The following is a 1,567-nucleotide window of genomic DNA, read 5'->3' on the forward strand; positions in this document are numbered from 1 at the left end:
TCTCCACCGACAGGCGAAGGCCCATCGGTGTCAGCGCCTCCGCGACGTCCCTTCGCAGTTCCTCGGCGTGTTCCCGGCTGCCGGAGACGAGTACGAGGAAGTCATCCGCGTACCGGACCAGCCGGTAGTTGGGCAATCCCTGCCGTCTTCTCCTGCGCCGGTCCTCGGAGGTGGTTCTAGGTCCTCCGGGGGCCTGGGCGATGTGCTCGTCCAGCACCGTAAGTGCGATGTTGGCCAGCAGCGGCGAGAGAATCCCACCCTGCGGGGTTCCGGTGCGTGTGTCCCTGAGGGCTCCCTCTCGGGACATGATCCCGGACTTGAGGAACGCCTTCACCAGGAGCAAGACCCGCTTGTCCCCGATCCGGTCCCGCACCCGGTCCATCAGGGCCGTGTGTGAGATCTCGTCGAAGCACGCCGTGATGTCGCCCTCCACCACCCACTCATAGGAGTGGCTAGCGAGATACCGCGTCTCGGCGATCGCGTCCTGAGCCCGGCGGTTCGGGCGGAATCCGTAAGAGCACGGAAGGAAATCCGCTTCGAACACCGGCTCCAGCACCAGTTTCAAGGACGCCTGGACCACCCGGTCCGTCACGGTCGGGATACCGAGGCGGCGGAGCTTGCCATTCGCCTTCGGAATCATCCGCTCGCGGACCGGAACCGGCTGGAAGCTACGTTCTCTGAGCTGAAACTGCAGCCTGCCAAGGAAATCCTCGACTCCCTGCCCGGCCTCGATGGAGCGTGCGGTCTTCCCGTCCACTCCGGCCGTGCGGGCACCCTTGTTACCCCGAACCCGATCCCACGCCACCAGCAGGAAGGCAGGGTCGGCCACGAGATTGAACAAATCGTCGAACCTGCGACGAGAATCGTCGACTGCCCAACGGTGCAGCTTGGTCTGGATCTCCAGTACCCGGCGTTCGGCCTTCATCAAGGCCCAATCCAGCTCGTCGGTGTTCACCGGCGACAACCTCCTGGCATTCCAGCTTCCTTACCACTGACTTGCTGGCCCCCTTCCCCATGCGGCCGGCTTTCCCGGCCTCCGAGTACTACGGAGCCTCCGCCCTGCCCGACAGCCGTCAGCCGGCGATGGACCTCCCCTCCGGCCGGACTGGAGATCCGGTACAGAGGGCGACCGCGGACAGTTCCCACGTTCACCATGGAATCGATCGACGGGTGAGGTGCCCAGCTCTACCCCGGCAGCATCGCCACACCTACGCCGCAGGCTTTCGGCGTGGCCTCCCCACCGAAGAGTGGAATCGGCTTCGGAGTCGACCACCGAGCACCGATGGTCGTGCACTGCTTCCGGCCCGCATCCGCCAGGTTGGAGCCGGTGTCGTAATTACGGGGCGTCAGCCACTGGTTCCTCGCGTACACCTTCCCGTCTCGCTTGCCGGACCCGGACCGTCTGGCAGTGCCAGCCCGTCCCGGCGTTGTCGGGGCTGCTTACCGCCCGCCTCGGCATCCCCCGACGCGAACTGCCCCCTGCTTCACCAGGCCGCTGCGACAACCCGGCGGTGAAGGTCTCTCACCTCACTCGACTCCACGGCGCCTCGTGGCGCACCCACCCGCT

Annotated in this window: 1 protein-coding gene; it reads right to left on the reverse strand. The window is 66.0% G+C overall.

The genetic code is table 11. The features are described 5' to 3' along the window. On the reverse strand, positions 1-955 hold a 955-nt coding region (locus AC3ERT_RS36465; RefSeq protein WP_435179469.1), incomplete at its 3' end, for a reverse transcriptase domain-containing protein. Positions 956-1,567: the final 612 nt, after the last annotated feature.

It is taken from the genome of Actinacidiphila sp. bgisy145 (assembly GCF_057708125.1).